Here is a 17,328-nt window from a genome sequence, read left to right on the forward strand (position 1 = left end):
TTTCAACTTTGACTATTTAGCAATCCGTGTGCCCTTGATTTTTGGATCCCAAGTGGTTGATTTTTAATCAAACCACTTTTCACAGGTGTGACAAAATGCACGATCGGTGCATTTTTCGCACGAATCGCGCCATTTTGGCGCATGAGAGGTTCGACAATCAGCGTTCCGTGACTCAATTCTTGTCCGTGTTTGACGCATTTTACCCAATCGCCCGCTCGGGATTGTTCCGCCTGGATGCGGAAACCGCCCATCACACCAGTTTGAAAGCCCTGCGGATGGCGGAGAAATCCGGATTGCTCGGACTGGCTTCGCCTGTGGATGAATTCACCTCTCCGGTGGAGATCATGGGGCTGAAGTTTCCGAACCGGGTGGGTCTGGCGGCGGGATTGGATAAGGAAGGAAACACCATCGACGCGCTCGGCAGGCTCGGCTTCGGCTCGGTGGAAATCGGCACCATCACCCCCCGCCCCCAGGCGGGCAATCCAAAGCCGCGATTGTTCCGCCTCGTCGAGCACGAGGCGATCATCAACCGCATGGGCTTCAACAATCCCGGAATTGACGCGGGAGTGGAAAACGTCCGTTCCTCGAAATCCTTCGGCGGAATCGTCGGATTCAACATCGGCAAAAACAAGGACACTCCGAATGAAAACGCCGCGGACGATTATCTGATCTGTCTGCGGAAAGCCTACCCCGTGGCTGACTACATCGCGGTGAATCTATCCTCTCCAAACACTCCGGGCCTGCGCGATCTCCAAGGTGCGGAAGCCAGCGCGCGCCTGCTCGAAACGCTCAAGAAGGAGCAGCAGAAGCTGGCCGCCGAGCATGGTAAAAAAGTCCCCCTGCTTTTCAAGGTCGCCCCGGATCTGGACGAAACCCACATCCGCGACCTCGCACGTGTTTTTCTGGATGGAGGGTTGGACGGCGTCATCGCCACGAACACCACGCTTGACCGCCACCTGGTGGCCGGCCATCCCCGCGCGGACGAAGCTGGCGGCCTGTCGGGAAGACCGGTGTTTGAAAAAAGCACCATCGCATTGGAAATTTTCGCGAACTGTCTCGGCAACCGGATTCCCGTCATCGGTGTCGGCGGCATATCTTCGTTGGAAGACGCTCGGGCGAAAATCCGTGCGGGCGCGTCCCTGGTGCAAATCTACACATCATTCATCTATCAAGGCCCGAAGCTCGTGCGCGAGCTCGCAGCCGGGCTTTGATGGCGTTGGAAGAGCTGCTTCCGACGGATCAGGGCGGCCCGTCCGCCCCTCCCTCTGCCCTTCATCAAATCTTCATACGAAATGTGTGGCACGCCTCCGCTTCTGCGGTTTTCATCAGACACAACCACATCCCCGTCCCACCCATCTAACAAAAATCCATGAGCATCCCCTCCACCGCCGCCCGCTTGGAAGCCGCTGTCAGTTCTGTCGTGCGCGGGCAGCCGGAAATCGTGCGGCGTGTGCTGGCCTGCATGATCTCCGGCGGGCACGTGTTGCTGGAGGATTTCCCCGGCACGGGAAAAACCACCATGGCGAAAGCCATCGCGAAAGCGGTCGGCGGCGCGATGTTCAAGCGGGTGCAATTCACTCCCGACCTGCTGCCTTCGGACATTCTCGGCGTCTCCATTCTCGATCCCCGTTCGCAGGAGTTCAAGTTCCACCCCGGCCCTGTTTTCACGGACATTCTTCTCGCGGATGAAATCAACCGCGCCTCACCAAGAACGCAGAGCGCCCTCTTGGAAGCCATGGGGGAACGGCAGGTCACCGTCGAGGGGGAGCGGTATGATCTGGAAGGGCTTTTCTTTGTCATCGCCACGCAGAATCCGGTGGAATTCCGGGGCACCTATCCCCTGCCGGAAGCGCAGATGGACCGTTTCGCCATGCAATGCACGATGGGCTACGTGACCGCTGCGGAGGAAGCCGCCATTCTTGCGGATCAGGCGCAGACGCACCCGGTGAACCGGTTGGAGGCGGTGGCCACCCGCGAGGAAATCATCGAACTGATGGAAGCCTCGCGACAGGTTCGTTTCAGCGAGGAGCTGCGGCACTATGTGGTGGCGCTTGTCGGCGCGACACGCGGCCACCCCGCCATCCAGCTTGCGGCAAGCCCCCGCGCCTCGCTCGCCCTGATGAAGGTTTCCCAAGCGATGGCCATTTTCCAAGGTGATGAATTCGTCTCGCCGGAACTCATCCAGTCCGTGGCCGCGGATGTCATCGCGCACCGCATGGTCCTGGCACCGGAGGCCCGTTATTCCGGTGCGAACGCACGCCAGATCGTGGCGGACATCATCGAGCAAACGCCTGTGCCAGCCTGACCGATGAAGACACATCCCCCGTCTCCCGCGCTTCCGCGCAGACGCTTGGACAGGTGGCTTTACCACGTCTATTTCCATGGCTCGGGCATCTACCATTTCCTTCTGCGCCGCTGCCGGCCTGCGGGCATCACGCTGCTCATCGTATTGGTCCTCGCCACGTGTCTGGGACTCGGCAAACAGGCCAGCTCCACCTACCAGTTGTTCTCCCTGAGTCTCGGCATGGTGATGATCGGCGTGCCATGGGCCATGTCCCGGCGCGCCAGGGTGGAAGCGAAGCGGGAAATGCCACGCTTCGCCACCGCCGGCGAGCCGCTCCGCTACACGGTGCGCGTCTGGCACCACAGCCCCCGCCGCCTGAGCCGCGCGTGGCTGGCGGACACACCGCCGGACCCTCGTCCCGGCCTCGCGGATTTCACCGTGCTGCGCGAACCGGGCGAGGAGGAAAGGAATCTGTTCGACCGTACGCTGCCCTATTACCGCTGGCAGTGGCTGTATCTGGGAAACCGGCTGTTCTCCGGAGGCTTTTCAAAGGACGATGTGAGCCTCGAGCACGGCCAGCATGCCAGCGTCACGATGGAACTGACACCTCTGCGGCGCGGCGTGATCCGCTTCAACGACCTGCGTGTGTTGCTTCCGGACCCGTTCGGACTGTTCCAGCGCTGCCGGAGGGTGAAGGCGCCGACGGCCACGCTGACGGTTCTTCCACGCCGTTTCCCGCTGCCACCCATCGAGCTTCCCGGCGGCGCGGCTTTCAAGATTTCCGGCGAGGCCAATACCAACACGATCGGCACCTCCGGCGAATTCGTAGGGCTTCGCGACTACCGTCCCGGCGATCCGCTCCGGCAGATCCATTGGAAAAGCTGGGCGCGCACCGGACGGCCCATCGTGAAGGAACTTGAGGACACGTTCTACCCGCGCTATGGACTCATCGTGGACACGCTCTCCACAGACCGGACGGACCAGCAGTTCGAGGAAGTCATCTCGGTGGCGGCATCGTTCGCCGCAGCCATCGACACCAACGAGTCCCTGCTCGACCTGATGTTCATCAAGAACGAAGCACACCTCGTGACGGCGGGCCGTGGTGTGGAGCGCGCGGAAAAACTGCTGGAGGTTCTCGCCGGCGTCTCGCCCGAACGGGAGGATAATTACGAAGACCTGGCGAAGCTCGTGCTGCGCCACCGCGACGACCTCACCTCCTGCCTCGTCATCTTCAACGGCTGGGATCAGGCCCGTTCGGAGTTTCTCAACAAACTCACGAGAGGCGGCATCGTCTGCGCGCCCATCGTCATCGGGAGAGGTGCGAACCCCGGCCAGGCACCCGGGCATTGGCTTGAATCCGGCCAGATCATGCGCGATCTCAAGCGGTTGCCGGTACGGTTGAACACGCAATTCTAGGCAATCCCAACAACCCGACGGCCATTTACCAGATCCATCCACCTCCCCGTTTCATCCTCGGCGCGTCATTGCTCTTCTGGGGGCTGATGACGGGACGCCCGCTTCTCGGCGTGCTGCTGGCGCTGTTCGTGGAGAGCGCGCATTGGATCCGGGTGCGCTGGGACTTCAACGACGAGGCCTGCGCGAGGGCCTGGCAGCTCAGCGTCGTCGCCATCCTCCTGTCGGGAATGCTCATCTATCTGGATGGACCCGCGACCATGACGGCATCCACGCTGCTCACGTGGCTGCCTCCCCTGCTGCTGCCCATGCAGTTCATCCAGTCGTTCGGACTGAGAAACGCCGTCCCCGCCAATACCTTTTCCCTGCTCGCCCAGCAACGCCGGAAGCGCAACGTCCGCCTGGGGCTGACGGAATCCGTGGTCCTGATCAATTTCGGCAACGTCACGTTTGTGACCGCGCTCGTCGGCTCGACCCTGGGCACCTCGTCCAATGGCGCCTACTCGTGGTTGTTCCTCCCCGGGATCATCGTTCTGACGGGCTGGATGCTTCTTTCCAGCAGCCGCAGCCGTCCCGCGTCGCTCATCGTCGCACTCGTTGTCGCCGGTCTCATCGCCTTGGCCGGACAGAAGGCGCTGGAGGAGGTGTACGACCGCCTGGGAAACTCCGAAGCGACACGCTCGGGGTTTGATCCGAAATGGGTGAATACGCTGATCGGAAAACGCGGCACCATCGAACAATCCTCCGACATCATCTGGCGCCTGAAGCCTGCGGAAAAACAAGCTCCTCCAGCCCTGCTCCGGACAGCCACCTACAACACCTATCATTGGAATGGAAGCTGGCTCTGCCAGCCGTTTCCGGAGCTCGAGTTCAACGACCTCGACACCCGTCTTCAGGAAAACGTCCCCTACTACCTGCTTTCCGTGGCTGCCCCGGAAGCCGAGCAGATCCGCGCGGTCGGCAAGGAACAGCGGCGCTACACCATGCGTGGCTCCGTGGTGGCGGAGTCGCCGCTCGCGCTTCCTGGCAACACTTCCAGCGTCACGGGATTCGAGCTGGACGGCATCGAGCGCAATAATTTCGGCACCGTGCGGGTTTACCCCAAGCACTCGGTCATCGAAGGCTCGGTGCTGTGGAGCGGTGGATTCTCCGGAGAAAATCCAGTTAGCCTCAGGGAGGATCTCAATGTCCCGGCCATCGAGCGCGCGACCCTGCAGGCGGTGCTGAAGGAACTGGACCTGCTGGAACCCGCCTCCCCGGAAAGCGCGCGCCCGCGTCGCACCCTGCGGGAAAAGATCTCAATCCTCCAGAACTGGTTTCGCCGGGACTTCCAGTATTCGCGTAACCTGACCATCAGGGCCTCGGCCAACGATCCGGCCCACCCCACGGCGATCGAACAATTTCTCACCAAAACCAAATCCGGCCACTGCGAATACTTCGCCGCTGCCACGACACTGCTGCTGCGGCAGGCCGGTGTCCCCGCCCGCTACGCCATCGGCTATGCGGTCGCGGAAAGGGATGTGCCGCGCAAGGAATTCATCATCCGCGGGACCCACGGCCATGCGTGGTGCCGCGCCTGGGATGAAAAGGAGAAGACATGGATCGACATCGACACCACACCGCCCGGCTGGGTGGGCACGCTGCCACAACGGAACACGACCAAACAGCGATTCAACGACATGCTGAAACGCTGGCGTGAGGATTTTTTCCTCTGGCGCAACCAACCCTCCAACAAGCTCGCCGTCTCGCTGGTCATGGGAGCCATCGCCTCGGGCGTCCTCGTGTTCATCATGAAGCGGCTGTGGAAATCCAAACGCCGGATGGATGCGGAGAGGCGCATGAACGGCTATGGAGGCCCCGCCATCCGCACGCCCCTGCATTCGATAGAGAAAACCGCCCGGAAACGCATCGGCCCGCGTCCGCCGGGCATGCCGTTTTCCGAATGGCTGCTGCGGCTCCGCCCGGGTCTGGCGGACGGGCATTTGCTCGATGAGGCCATTTCACTGCACCAGCGCCTGCGGTATGACCCCGCGCCCGCGATGCCGGACGAAAGGGAACGGCTGACGGAACTGGTGAAACAACTGGAAAAGGTGGTGTAGACCTTCCATTGATCAGGAACCTCCGGAGGGACGGAAACGGATGAGAATGCCGATCCTACCTCTTGCGGCTCCCGGCATTTCAGACAAAGCTCCGCGTATGAATCGTGAGGATCTGCCGCTGGACCGGCAATTGCGCCAGGAAATCCTGTTTGCCCGGGAGCGTGTGTACCGCTTCGGCCAGGCCACGCCGCTGGAGCGGCTGAATCTGACAGGCCCCGGACCGGAAATCTGGATCAAGCGCGAGGACCTCTCCCCGATCAAGGCCTACAAATGGCGGGGTGCCTGCAACCGCATGGCATTGCTCACTCCGGGTGAATCGGTGCGCGGAGTGGTCACCGCTTCGGCGGGAAACCACGCGCAGGGAGTGGCGCTCGCAGCCCGGACCTTGAAAGTGAAGGCCCGCATCTACATGCCGCGCTCGACCCCGAAGGTGAAGCAGAATGCCGTGCTCCACCATGGCGGCGAGTTTGTTGAAATCCACCTCGCGGGCGACAGTTACGATGAGGCCGTCTCCGCCGCCCGCGCGGATGAGGCGGCCAGCGGCGCGGTTTACGTGCATGCCTACGATGATTTGAAAGTCATGGCCGGCCAGGGCACGCTTGCGGACGAGGTCGTCCTTTCCGGGCACGGTCCCTTCGACGCCGCCTACCTGCAGATCGGCGGGGGCGGCATGGCGGCAGGGGTTTCATGTTGGCTGAAAACGTATTGGCCGGATATCGAAATCGTCGGCGTGGAAGGTGCCGGGCAGGCCTCCATGAAGGCCGCTCTTGAAGCAGCCAAACCGGTGTCACTCGAAAGCGTGGATCTCTTCTGCGACGGCACCGCGGTCAGGAAGGCGGGAGAAATCCCGTTCCAGATCTGCCAGAGCACGGTGGATCTCGTGGAAACCGTGACCAATGCCGAAGTCAGCACCGCCATCCGCACGCTCTGGGAAGGGTTGCGTTGCATTTCCGAACCCTCCGGAGCCATGGGACTGGCCGCCGTCCTGAAAAACCGCGAGGCGCTCGTCGGCAAAAAAGTGCTTGTCGTCATCACGGGAGCGAACATCGATTTCCTCCAGCTCGGACTCATCGCCCAATCCATCGGTGCCGGAGCGAAGACCAGCCGCACGCTCCGCGTCCGCATCCCGGAACGGGCCGGGACGATGCTGGAACTGCTCGACACCTGCTTCGAAGGGCTGGACATCGCGGACTTCCAATACGGCAAGACCAGCGAGGAGGTCGCTTGGCCGGCCTTCACCATCCATGCGAAAAACCCCGAGGACCTCGACGCCCTTCCTCAGAAACTCGACGCGCACGGCTTCGCGTGGGAAGATCTGACCGGAGCGGTGGACATCAACTTCCGCGCGATTCCGCTGAGGGGAGACCTTTTGAAAAATCCGGCCTTCCTGCGCCTGGATTTCTACGAACGCCCCGGTGCGCTGCACGACTTCCTCGACCAGCGCATCCGCGGAAATGCCAGCCTCTGCTATTTCAACTACCGCCAGTCCGGCGAACGCATCGGACGGGCGCTCATCGGGCTGGATTTCCCCTCGCCCTATGAACGCGACGCCCTCCTGATGACCATCCCGAAACAAGGAGACGGCTACCGCCTGTGCGAACCGGTGGATGAGGCGACGAGGGAAAGGCTGAAAGGATTGTGACGACAGAACCGCAAACGGCGAATTCCGGCTTGTGAAAGTTTTCACAAAGCACGCTTGCCGCATGATGGTTGGCCAGACATAGTCCCGCGCGAGCACCGATGGACGACTCCTGCACATGCGTCCGGCGCTCTATCTAGCCATGAGCGACACACCTTCGGCGATTGCGGAACTGAAACTGCCTAAAGACCTTGCTGCCGAGAAAGGCATGGTCAACGTCCAGATTGACGGCGTATGGCATCAGTTTCCCAAAGGAACTCGGATGATTGAAGCCTGCCGCCAGGCACAGGTCACCGTCCCCCATTATTGTTACCATCCCAAGCTTTCCTCCCCGGGAAACTGCCGGATGTGTCTTGTCCAGATGGGCATGCCGCCCCGTCCCGCCCCCGGTCAGGAGCCGGTCCGGGATGAAAATGGCTACGAAATCATCGGCTGGATGCCACGCCCCGTCATCGCTTGTGCGAATACCGTGGGCGAAAACATGGGAATCCGCACCAGAGGCGAACTAGTGGAAAAATGCCGCGAGGGCGTGATGGAATTCCTCCTCATCAACCACCCTCTCGACTGTCCGATCTGTGACCAGGCCGGCGAATGCCGCCTTCAGGAACAATCCGTGCAACACGGCCGCGGTGTCTCCCGCTTCATCGACATGAAGGTGAAAAAGCCGAAAAACGTCGATATCGGCCCCCGCATCCGCCTCGACGACGAGCGCTGCATCATGTGCAGCCGCTGCATCCGCTTCATGGACGAGGTCGCCGGTGATCCGGTGCTCGGCTTCACCCAGCGTGGCACGCACACCACCTTGACCGTCCATCCGGGCCGTCTGCTGGACTCGAACTACTCTCTCAATACCGCCGACATCTGTCCGGTCGGCGCGCTGACCTCCAATGATTTCCGCTTCCAGATGCGTGTCTGGTTCCTCAAGGAAACGCCGAGCATCGACGTGAACTGCGGCACCGGCAGCAACATCACCATCTGGACCCGTGGAAACAAGGTCCACCGCATCACCCCGCGTCTGAACAACGACGTGAACTCCGCATGGATGCCGGATTCACATCGCTTGAATTTCCATCACATCGACAGCGACGCCCGCCTGACCGAACCGCTCGCCCGTGGTGCCGGGTCTTCCACCTTCGCCCAGACTTCCTGGTCCGCCGCCATCGCGGAAAGCGCCAGCCGCTTGAAATCCACACCTGTGGGCCAGACCGCCATCATCGCCTCCGGCCGCATGACCAACGAGGAACTCTTCCTCACCCGGGCTCTCGCCGCGGAACTCAACACCAGCCTTCTCGCCCTGATCCCCCGCTCCGGCGAGGCGGACGCCTTGCTCGTCGCTGCGGACCGCAACCCGAACACGGTCGGTGCGAAACTGATCCTCGGCACCGAAACCCCTTACTCCGGCCTCGCCTTCATCCGTGACGGAGTGCGCGACGGTTCCATCAAGTCATTGATCGTTCTCGGCGAGGACGTCGTCACCGACGCGGGATTCACCGCCGAGGACCTCGGGAAACTCGATTTCCTCCTGCAAACCAGCACCCTCGCCAATCCAACCGCCGAGAGCGCCCACATCGTCCTGCCTTCCGCAACCTTCGCGGAAAAACGCGGCTCCATGGTCAACCTCTCCGGCCGTCTCCAGCGCCTCAACCGCGCCGTCGAACCTCCCGCCCAGGCCCATGACGATTGGGAAATCCTCCGCGATCTCCTGCTTGCCCTTTCCGGCGGGAAAAACGAGGCCCACCTCATCGAGGATATCTTCAAGGCCATCGCGCAGAACGTGCCCGCATTCAACGGACTCACTCTTTCCAAGATCGGCCACCAAGGCACGCAAATCACCGAAACGGGTTACGAAATCCCACTCCTGAAGAACGAACGCGCCCGCAAGGCCGCCGGACTCATCAACGGTTGATCCTCCAATCTTTAATTTTCCCCGACCCAAATGCCGGACATTGTATTCCAACTCGCCATCATCATCACCAAGATCGTCGTCCTGACGTTCATGGTCGTGTTGCCTCTGGTTCCCGTTTCCGTTTATTTCGAACGGAGGTTTTCCGCGGTCATCCAGGACCGGGTGGGACCGAACCGGGTCGGCATTCCGTTCACGCTGCTGGGCTTCAAGAACGATTTCCACTTGTTCGGTCTGGTTCAGCCGATTGCCGACGGCTTGAAGCTTTTCCTGAAGGAAGATTTCACCCCCGAGCACGTCCGCAAGGCATTCTACTGGATGGCTCCGGCTCTGACGGTCGTTCCCGCGTTGATCACGGTCTGTGTGGTGCCGTTCGGCTCGCCGATCACCCTTTTCGGTCACACCGAGAAACTCGTCATCGCGGATCTCGATATCGGACCGTTGTTTGTTTTCTCCGTCGCCTCGCTTTCCGTTTATGGAATCACCCTCGCCGGCTGGGCATCGAACTCGAAGTTTCCCTTCATCGGCGGCGTGCGTTCGACGGCGCAGATGATTTCCTATGAAATCGCTCTCGGCCTTTCCATCATCCCGGTGCTGATGTTCTACGGAGACCTGAACCTCAGCAAGATCGTGCAATACCAGGCGGACAACGGCTGGTTGCTGCTGCCCTTCTGGAAAAACGGTCAGATCGGCCTGCCGGATCTCACCACCGCACTCTTCTGGTTCCCTGCCGCGATCGCCTTCCTCATTTTCACCATCTCGATCTTCGCGGAAACGAACCGCATGCCGTTCGACCTCCCCGAGTGCGAAACCGAACTCGTCGGTGGTTATCACACCGAATATTCCTCGATGAAGTTCGCGATGTTCTTCATGGGCGAATATGCCGCGATGGTCATCGGCTCCGCGCTCATCGTGACGCTTTTCCTCGGCGGCTGGTCGATCGGCTTCGGAATCGACGCCCATGTCGCGAAGCTGCACATCGGCGACATCTACTTCGGCGGACTGATCCACCTCGGTTGTTTCCTGACGAAACTGATCGGCTTCATCCTCTTCTTCATCCTCGTGCGCTGGACGGTGCCCCGGTTCCGCTATGACCAGCTGATGAAGCTCGGCTGGGTCGTGTTCTTCGAAGCCGCGCTCATCAACGTCTTCCTCGGCGCCCTCATCCTGGCGGCACCGGATCTCGCGGGAGTCATCATCGCCGTCGGCGCGGTGCTCCTTCTCGTCGTTACCGGAGCGGTGATCTGGGTCGCGAAAGTTTCCGAAGAACGCCCGAAAGTCCTGCGCGCCTAATCCCTTCATTTCCCAACATTTCCTCTCATGGCCGTCGTCAAACTCCAGCGCCCGAAGCTCAACTTCGGTGAGAAAATCTACTTCGGAGCCCTCATCAAGGGTTTCTTCCTCACCATGACCCACGCGGTGAAAACACTGCGGGGGAAATCCGCGGGTTCCAAGGAACTCGCTTCCTCCGGCCTCGGAGTGACCATGCAGTTCCCCGAGCAGCGCTGGGACTCGCACATGCCGGATTACTACCGCGGCGCGCCGACACTCGTCACCGACGAGCAGGGCCGCGAACGCTGTGTGTCCTGCCAGCTCTGCGAATTCATCTGCCCGCCGAAGGCGATCAAGATCAAGCCATCCGAAATCCCTTCCGACGATCCATGGGCGAAGGTCGAGAAGCGTCCCTTGGAATTCGACATCGACATGATCCGCTGCATCTACTGCGGCATGTGCGAGGAAGTCTGCCCCGAGCAGGCCATCTTCCTCCGCAAGGACTACCTCATCACCGGCCTCAAGCGCGCCGACATGGTGCACGACAAGACGAAACTCTACGAGATCGGCGGCACCCGCGTCGGCCTCGTGAACAAGTGGAACGAGCTGAAATGAGTTTGTTGCTCTCCAGCATCCGGCTTTTCAGGGAAGAAGCCCTTTCCGAAAAAACCGATGCTGACGGCTGCCCGCTCTCTTCCTCTCCGCTGAAAACTGAAAACTGAAATCTAGCAACTTCCCATGCCCAGCTACCTCTTCTGGCTCTTTTCCACCGTCATGCTCATCGGCGGCACGGCGGTCGTCGCGTTCCGCAATCCGGTGTCCAGCGCGCTCTCCGTGGTCACCTGTTTCGTCGGACTCGCCGGGCTGTTCATCGGACTCAGCGCGTTCTTCGTCGGAGTCATCCAGATCCTCGTCTATACCGGTGCTGTGATGGTGCTGTTCCTCTTCATCATCATGCTGCTGGACCTCAAGGATGAGGAAAAACCGGCGAAGCCCCTGCTCCCCATCGCTGCCGGCATCGCGCTGGTGGCGGCGTTCATGGTGCAGCTCGTCGGCATCCTGTTCCGCTCGCCGAACAAGATCGCCCCGTTGCTGGATGAGACAACCCTCGCCTCCGCGGCCAAGGGATTCGACAAGGGAAGCAAAATCGCGACCACGCTGCATGATGGCAAGCTTCCCGATGTCCATCTCATCGGCCACACGCTTTTCACCGAATACAATTTCCCGCTGCAGGTCCTCGGCGTGCTTCTCCTCGTCGCCACCGTCGGTGTCGTCGTCCTCTCCAAACGCCAGGCGGAATGAGCCCATCCCTGAAAACAGAACACTGAAACCTCTCGAACTTTTTTCATGGCTACCTTAAACGACTATCTTCTCGTCTCCGGCCTGCTCTTCGCCATCGGCCTCGCCGGCGTGGTGCTCCGCCGGAACATCATCATCGTCTTCATGTGTCTCGAGCTCATGCTCAGCGCGGCGAACCTGACGCTGGTCGCCTTCTCCCGTTTCAACACCACGGCGAACGGACTCCCCGACTACAACGGCCAGATGCTCGTCTTCTTCGTCATCACCGTGGCCGCTGCGGAAGTCGCCGTCGGCCTCGCCATCATCGTCGCCCTCTACCGCGCCCGCCAGACCATCCACACCGACGAACTCACCTCGCTGAAAGGCTGAGGAACACGAACATTGAACACCCGACATTGAAGGACGAGAAATCCGACGACCCGGCATCCGACAAAGTCTTCACCGCTCACTGATCCCATTTCACCCACCATGACCCTACCCTGGATCCTACTTTTCCTGCCACTCGTCGTTGCGGCGGCGAACCAACTGGCGCTGCGCAAAACAGGACTCGCACCGCTGGTCTCCACCGCCTCCGCCGTGGCGACATTCATCATCGCGCTGGTCCTGCTCAAGCAAACCGGCACCACGGCGTTTCCCTGGGCGACGATCGGGGACTTCTCGGTGGAGATCGGCATCAAGCTGGACAAGCTCTCGACCGGCATGATGATCGTCGTGACGGGCATCGGGATGCTGGTGCACATCTTCTCGCTGGCCTACATGAAGGAGGATGAGGCGAAGGCGCGCTACTTCACCGGGCTCTCGCTTTTCATGTTCTCGATGACGGGCATCGTGCTCGCGAACAACTTCATCATGACCTTCATCTTCTGGGAGCTGGTCGGACTCAGCTCCTACCTGCTCATCGGCCACTGGTACCAGAAGGACTCCGCCGCGGATGCCGCGAAAAAGGCCTTCCTCGCGAACCGTGTGGGTGACTTCGGTTTCATGATCGGCATCCTGATGCTGTGGGGCATCACCGGAGCACTTTCCTTCGATGCGATGGCCGAAGGGGTGAAGACCTTCCAAGGCGCCAATCCCGCAATTTTCGCAGGCGTGCTTTCGACCGCCCTGCTGTGTGTCTTCTGCGGCGCCGTCGGCAAATCCGCCCAGCTTCCGCTCCACGTCTGGCTGCCGGACGCCATGGAGGGTCCGACGCCCGTTTCCGCCCTGATCCACGCCGCGACCATGGTCGCCGCCGGGGTTTACATGCTGTTCCGCGTGCAGCTCTCGCTCGATCTCGACCACGAGGTGCTCGCCGGTCTTTTCTCCAGCCAGGTCATCGCCTGGGTCGGTGGCATCACCTCGCTGGCCGCCGCGCTGATGGCCACACAGCAGGACGACATCAAGAAGATCCTCGCCTATTCCACCCTCTCCCAGCTCGGCTACATGGTGATGGCCGTCGGCCTTGTCTCCGGTGAGGCGGGCATGTTCCACCTTTTCACCCACGCATGGTTCAAGGCCCTCCTCTTCCTTGGCTCCGGTGCGATCATCTACGCCTGCCACCACGAACAGGACATCTGGAAAATGGGTGGCCTGCTCAAGAAGATGCCGATCACCGGCATCACCTTCGCCATCGGCACCGCGGCCCTGATCGCCGTCCCCTTCGTCACCTCCGGATTCTACTCGAAGGAGGAAATCCTTGGCGCCGCCTACCACGGGAACAAGGCGCTCTTCGGCATCGCCGTGTTCGTGGCGTTCCTCACCACCTTCTACATGACGCGCGCCTACGTCGTGACATTCCTCGGCAAGCCGCGTGACGAACACGGAGCGGGCCACGCCCACGAAGTCGGCCCGCTGATGTTCGTCCCGCTCCTCATTCTCGCCGGCATGGCGATCGGCTCCGCCTTCCTCACAGCCCCCCTCAACGCCATCGACCCGCGCCACGGCGGCCACGAGCATGCGGAAGGCCACTACATCATCCTCGGAGCTTCCATCGCCTCCCTGGTCCTCGGCCTTGCCGCGGGTTTCGTCCTCTACAATGGCAAGGACAAGGATCCGGTCTCCATCCCGCTCTTCAAGAACCGCTTCTACATCGACGGCATCTACGACAACTTCATCGTCCGCTACTTCCAGGACGCGTTCGCCGCCATCATCGCGTTTTTCGACGAACTCCTCATCAACGGCCTGCTCGTAGGCGGCCTCAGCCGTGCGGCGGAGTCCACAGGCAACATCTTCCGCAAGGTCCAGTCCGGCAGCCTGCAGGGATATGCCTTCGCTTTCGGCCTCGGTGTCATCCTCGTCGTCTACTTCACCGCGTTCTGAAATCCCAAAATCTTAAGCATTAAATTCTAAACATAAGAATTTCACACCTCCCGCCATCAAGGATTCACGACACAACCGTTTAGAATTTAAGATTTCAAATTTCGTGCTTTAAAACATATGCTCGCCCTTCTCGTCTTCCTTCCCATCCTCGCATTCATAGCGATCCTTCTCGGAGCTCCCGCGCGGCTGACCGCCCTCGGTGCCTCGGTCGCCAATCTGGTGCTGGGTCTCGCCGCCGTCCTCACATGGAAAAACGAAGGACTGTGGTCATCCTCGCTGAATGTTTTGGAAAAGCCCGCGCTGCATCTCAGCTTCGGTTTCGTCGACGGGATGAGTGTCATCATGGTCCTCCTTTCCGTCATCGTGACGGTGGCGGCCGTGCTCTCCGGCAAGGCTCCGGAGCGTAAGGAAAAGCTCTACTTCGGCTCGTCCCTTCTCATCTCCGCCGGAGCCATCGGTGCTTTCGCCGCCAGGGACCTCTTCTTCTTCTTCGCCTTCCACGAGCTCGCGCTCATTCCGACCTTCCTGATGATCGGCATTCTGGGTCGTGGCGACCGTCGTACCGCCGCTTGGAAGATCACCATCTACCTCGGCCTCGGCTCCATGGTCCTGCTCGCGGGTCTGGTGTGGCTCGCCAATCTGACGGGCAGCTATGACATTCCGACGATGCTGGCGAACAAGGCGCTCGTTCCAGCCTCCGCGCAGACAGGTATCGCCGCCCTGCTTCTTGTCGGTTTCGGCACGCTCATCTCGCTTTTCCCCTTCCACTCGTGGGCGGCCCCGGCATACGCCAGCGCCCCCGCTCCCGTCGCCATGCTGCACGCCGGAGTCCTGAAAAAATTCGGTCTCTACGGCCTGCTCCGCCTTGCTGTCCCCCTAGCACCGGAAGGTCTGCAACACTGGCTGACTCCGCTTCTCGTCCTGCTGCTGGGCAATGTGCTCTGGGTCGGCTGGGTGACCATCTCCCAAAAACGCCTCGACCTCATGCTCGGCAATTCTTCCGTCATGCACATGGGCTACATCTTCCTCGCCATCGCCGCGTTGATCGCGTTTCCGGAAAATCCTCTCGCCCGCTCCGCCGCCATCGTCCTGATGTTCGCCCACGGCATCTCCATCGCCCTGCTCTTCGGCCTCGCCGACCGCATCGAGCGGAACACCGGCACGCTCGATCTGGAAGACCTCGGAGGTCTTGCAAAATCCGCCCCCGGCCTGGCCTTCCTCTTCGGCATCGCCGCCATGGCCTCCATCGGTCTTCCCGGCCTTGCGAATTTCTCCGGCGAGGTGCTCGTTTTCCTCTCCGCCTTCAAGGGCTACGATCCCGCCGCAGGACTCGGCCCGGTTCAGATCGCCTGCATCCTTTCCATCTGGGGCGTGGTCATATCCGCCGTTTACATGCTCCGCGCCTACCGGAACATTTTCCACGGACCGACGGTGAAAACCACCTCCTCCGCGACGGATATCAGCTGCCTTGACCGCGTTCCGGCACTGCTGCTCATCATAGCCCTTTTCGCCGTGGGCCTCTGCCCGAACCTGCTTCTCAACCTTTTGAAGTAAGCCCCATAGGAATTGTAAGACCTATCCATTTCCACTCCATGCCTGCGTTCATTCTCGAAATCCTCACCGTTTTCCTCGGCGTCTTCCTGCTGATGGCGGAAGCGTTCCTGCCCGGCAAAAACAAATCCTGGGTCGGCATCGCCGCGGTCTTCGGACTCACCTTCATCCTGGGCCTCACCTTCGTCGCCGTCGGTCCATCCGAGAAAATCGAGGCGGGCTGGGTGGACTACCCGCTGTGGAACTTCTACAACTTCGACAGCCTCGCGAAATTCTACAAGATCTTCGCCCTTCTCACCACCATCCTCGTGCTGCTCCTCGCGGTGGACTACCGGAAGATCCTCGCACGCTTCACCGAAGGACCCGAATCCGAAAACGGAACCGGAGAATACTACGCGCTTCCGATCTTCGCCTGTGCCGGGATGATGTGGCTCGCCTCCGCCCGTGACCTCGCGGGTGCCTTCGTCGCGCTGGAACTCGTCACCGTCACATTCTACATTCTGGTCGCCTACATGCGCCGGAACGTCGGTTCGCTGGAGGCTGGTGTGAAATACCTCATCCTCGGAGCACTCAGCACCGGATTCCTCGTTTACGGCATCGCATGGGTATACGGTTCGCTCGGCACCATGAGCCTGCCGGAAATCGCCACCCGCCTCGACACACCGCACACGACCTTCTCCGTGGCGTCGCTGCTCTTCGGCATCGCCCTCGTGCTCGTCGGCCTCGGTTTCAAGATCGGCGCCGTCCCCATGCAGGTCTGGATTCCGGACGTCTATCAAGGCGCTCCCACCCCGACCACCGCTTTCCTCTCCGTCGGATCGAAGGCGGCGGGCTTCATCCTCACCATCCGTTTCCTGGAGCCATTCCTGAACAGCGAGATCACCCGCGTCCCCGTGCTCGCCATCCTGCTCATCATGGCCTGCGCCACCCTGCTTTTCGGCAATCTCGCCGCCATCCCGCAGACGAACTTCAAGCGCCTGCTCGCCTATTCCTCGATCGCCCACGCGGGTTTCCTCATTCTCGCATTGGCCGCATGGGCGCCTGAAACGGCGAACTCGGAAGGTTCCATCAAGGTAGTCTCCTTCTACCTCGCCACCTACCTGTTGATGACCCTCGGCGTCTTCTTCGTACTTTCCCAAATCCGCATCCAGCGCGATGGCGAGGAGATCTCGAACTTCAACGGTCTTGGAAAAACCAATCCGCAGCTCGCGCTGATGCTGACCGTCCTGCTCGCGGCCCTCGCCGGGGTTCCTCTGACCGCAGGTTTCCTCGGAAAATTCATGGTTTTCTCCCTCGCGGTCGATGCCGGCCTCTGGTGGGGAGTGGGCGTTGCCTTCATCGCGGCAGCCGCCGGATTCTACTACTACTTCAGCGTCATCCGCGCCATCTGGTGGATGGCCGCGGAAGATGAAAAAGCCATCGTGCTTCCGAAAGCCACCAAGATCTGTGTCGCCACGCTGTCCCTCGCGGTGCTCGTGCTGGGTGTGTTCCCGCAGCCCATCTGGGCATTGCTCAGGTGAGGTGAATGTCCGGTCCAAAGCGAAAACGACCGGCTGCTTCCAGCTCGAAT

General features: G+C 60.9%; 13 protein-coding genes. All 13 read left to right on the forward strand.

Annotated features, from left to right (window positions below):
- Positions 1–185 precede the first annotated feature (185 nt).
- Complete coding sequence (locus JIN84_RS19965; protein WP_325099623.1) at positions 186–1,211, forward strand: quinone-dependent dihydroorotate dehydrogenase; 1,026 nt, start codon at positions 186–188, stop codon at positions 1,209–1,211.
- A gap of 158 nt (positions 1,212–1,369) precedes the next feature.
- On the forward strand, positions 1,370–2,305 hold the full coding sequence (locus JIN84_RS19970; RefSeq protein ID WP_200352834.1) for an AAA family ATPase: 936 nt from the start codon (positions 1,370–1,372) through the stop codon (positions 2,303–2,305).
- A gap of 3 nt (positions 2,306–2,308) precedes the next feature.
- Positions 2,309–3,700 (forward strand): DUF58 domain-containing protein, encoded by a 1,392-nt coding sequence (locus JIN84_RS19975; RefSeq protein WP_234043584.1) that lies wholly within the window; start codon positions 2,309–2,311, stop codon positions 3,698–3,700.
- 86 nt (positions 3,701–3,786) lie between these two features.
- On the forward strand, positions 3,787–5,796 hold the full coding sequence (locus tag JIN84_RS19980) for a transglutaminase-like domain-containing protein (RefSeq protein ID WP_200352836.1): 2,010 nt from the start codon (positions 3,787–3,789) through the stop codon (positions 5,794–5,796).
- Positions 5,797–5,893: 97 nt separating this feature from the next.
- Positions 5,894–7,438: a pyridoxal-phosphate dependent enzyme gene (locus JIN84_RS19985; protein ID WP_200352837.1), complete on the forward strand. Its 1,545-nt coding sequence runs from the start codon at positions 5,894–5,896 to the stop codon at positions 7,436–7,438.
- Between the two features lie 139 nt (positions 7,439–7,577).
- Complete coding sequence (locus JIN84_RS19990; protein ID WP_200352838.1) at positions 7,578–9,341, forward strand: NADH-quinone oxidoreductase subunit G; 1,764 nt, start codon at positions 7,578–7,580, stop codon at positions 9,339–9,341.
- Between the two features lie 30 nt (positions 9,342–9,371).
- Entirely contained in the window at positions 9,372–10,631 is a 1,260-nt protein-coding gene (locus JIN84_RS19995; RefSeq protein WP_200352839.1) for a complex I subunit 1/NuoH family protein, read from the forward strand.
- Positions 10,632–10,658: 27 nt separating this feature from the next.
- The gene (locus JIN84_RS20000) at positions 10,659–11,225 is read left to right on the forward strand and encodes a 4Fe-4S binding protein (RefSeq protein WP_200352840.1); all 567 of its coding nucleotides are present in this window, start codon (positions 10,659–10,661) and stop codon (positions 11,223–11,225) included.
- A gap of 123 nt (positions 11,226–11,348) precedes the next feature.
- Entirely contained in the window at positions 11,349–11,912 is a 564-nt protein-coding gene (locus JIN84_RS20005) for an NADH-quinone oxidoreductase subunit J family protein (protein WP_200352841.1), read from the forward strand.
- Between the two features lie 45 nt (positions 11,913–11,957).
- Positions 11,958–12,278, forward strand: coding sequence for an NADH-quinone oxidoreductase subunit NuoK (gene nuoK, locus JIN84_RS20010; protein ID WP_200352842.1), 321 nt, complete (start codon positions 11,958–11,960; stop codon positions 12,276–12,278).
- 99 nt (positions 12,279–12,377) lie between these two features.
- On the forward strand, positions 12,378–14,207 hold the full coding sequence (nuoL, locus tag JIN84_RS20015) for an NADH-quinone oxidoreductase subunit L (RefSeq protein ID WP_200352843.1): 1,830 nt from the start codon (positions 12,378–12,380) through the stop codon (positions 14,205–14,207).
- 117 nt (positions 14,208–14,324) lie between these two features.
- Complete coding sequence (locus JIN84_RS20020; RefSeq protein WP_200352844.1) at positions 14,325–15,761, forward strand: complex I subunit 4 family protein; 1,437 nt, start codon at positions 14,325–14,327, stop codon at positions 15,759–15,761.
- 38 nt (positions 15,762–15,799) lie between these two features.
- Positions 15,800–17,278, forward strand: coding sequence for an NADH-quinone oxidoreductase subunit N (locus tag JIN84_RS20025; RefSeq protein ID WP_200352845.1), 1,479 nt, complete (start codon positions 15,800–15,802; stop codon positions 17,276–17,278).
- Positions 17,279–17,328: the final 50 nt, after the last annotated feature.

This window comes from Luteolibacter yonseiensis (assembly GCF_016595465.1).
GTDB classification, from domain to species: Bacteria; Verrucomicrobiota; Verrucomicrobiia; order Verrucomicrobiales; family Akkermansiaceae; genus Luteolibacter; species Luteolibacter yonseiensis.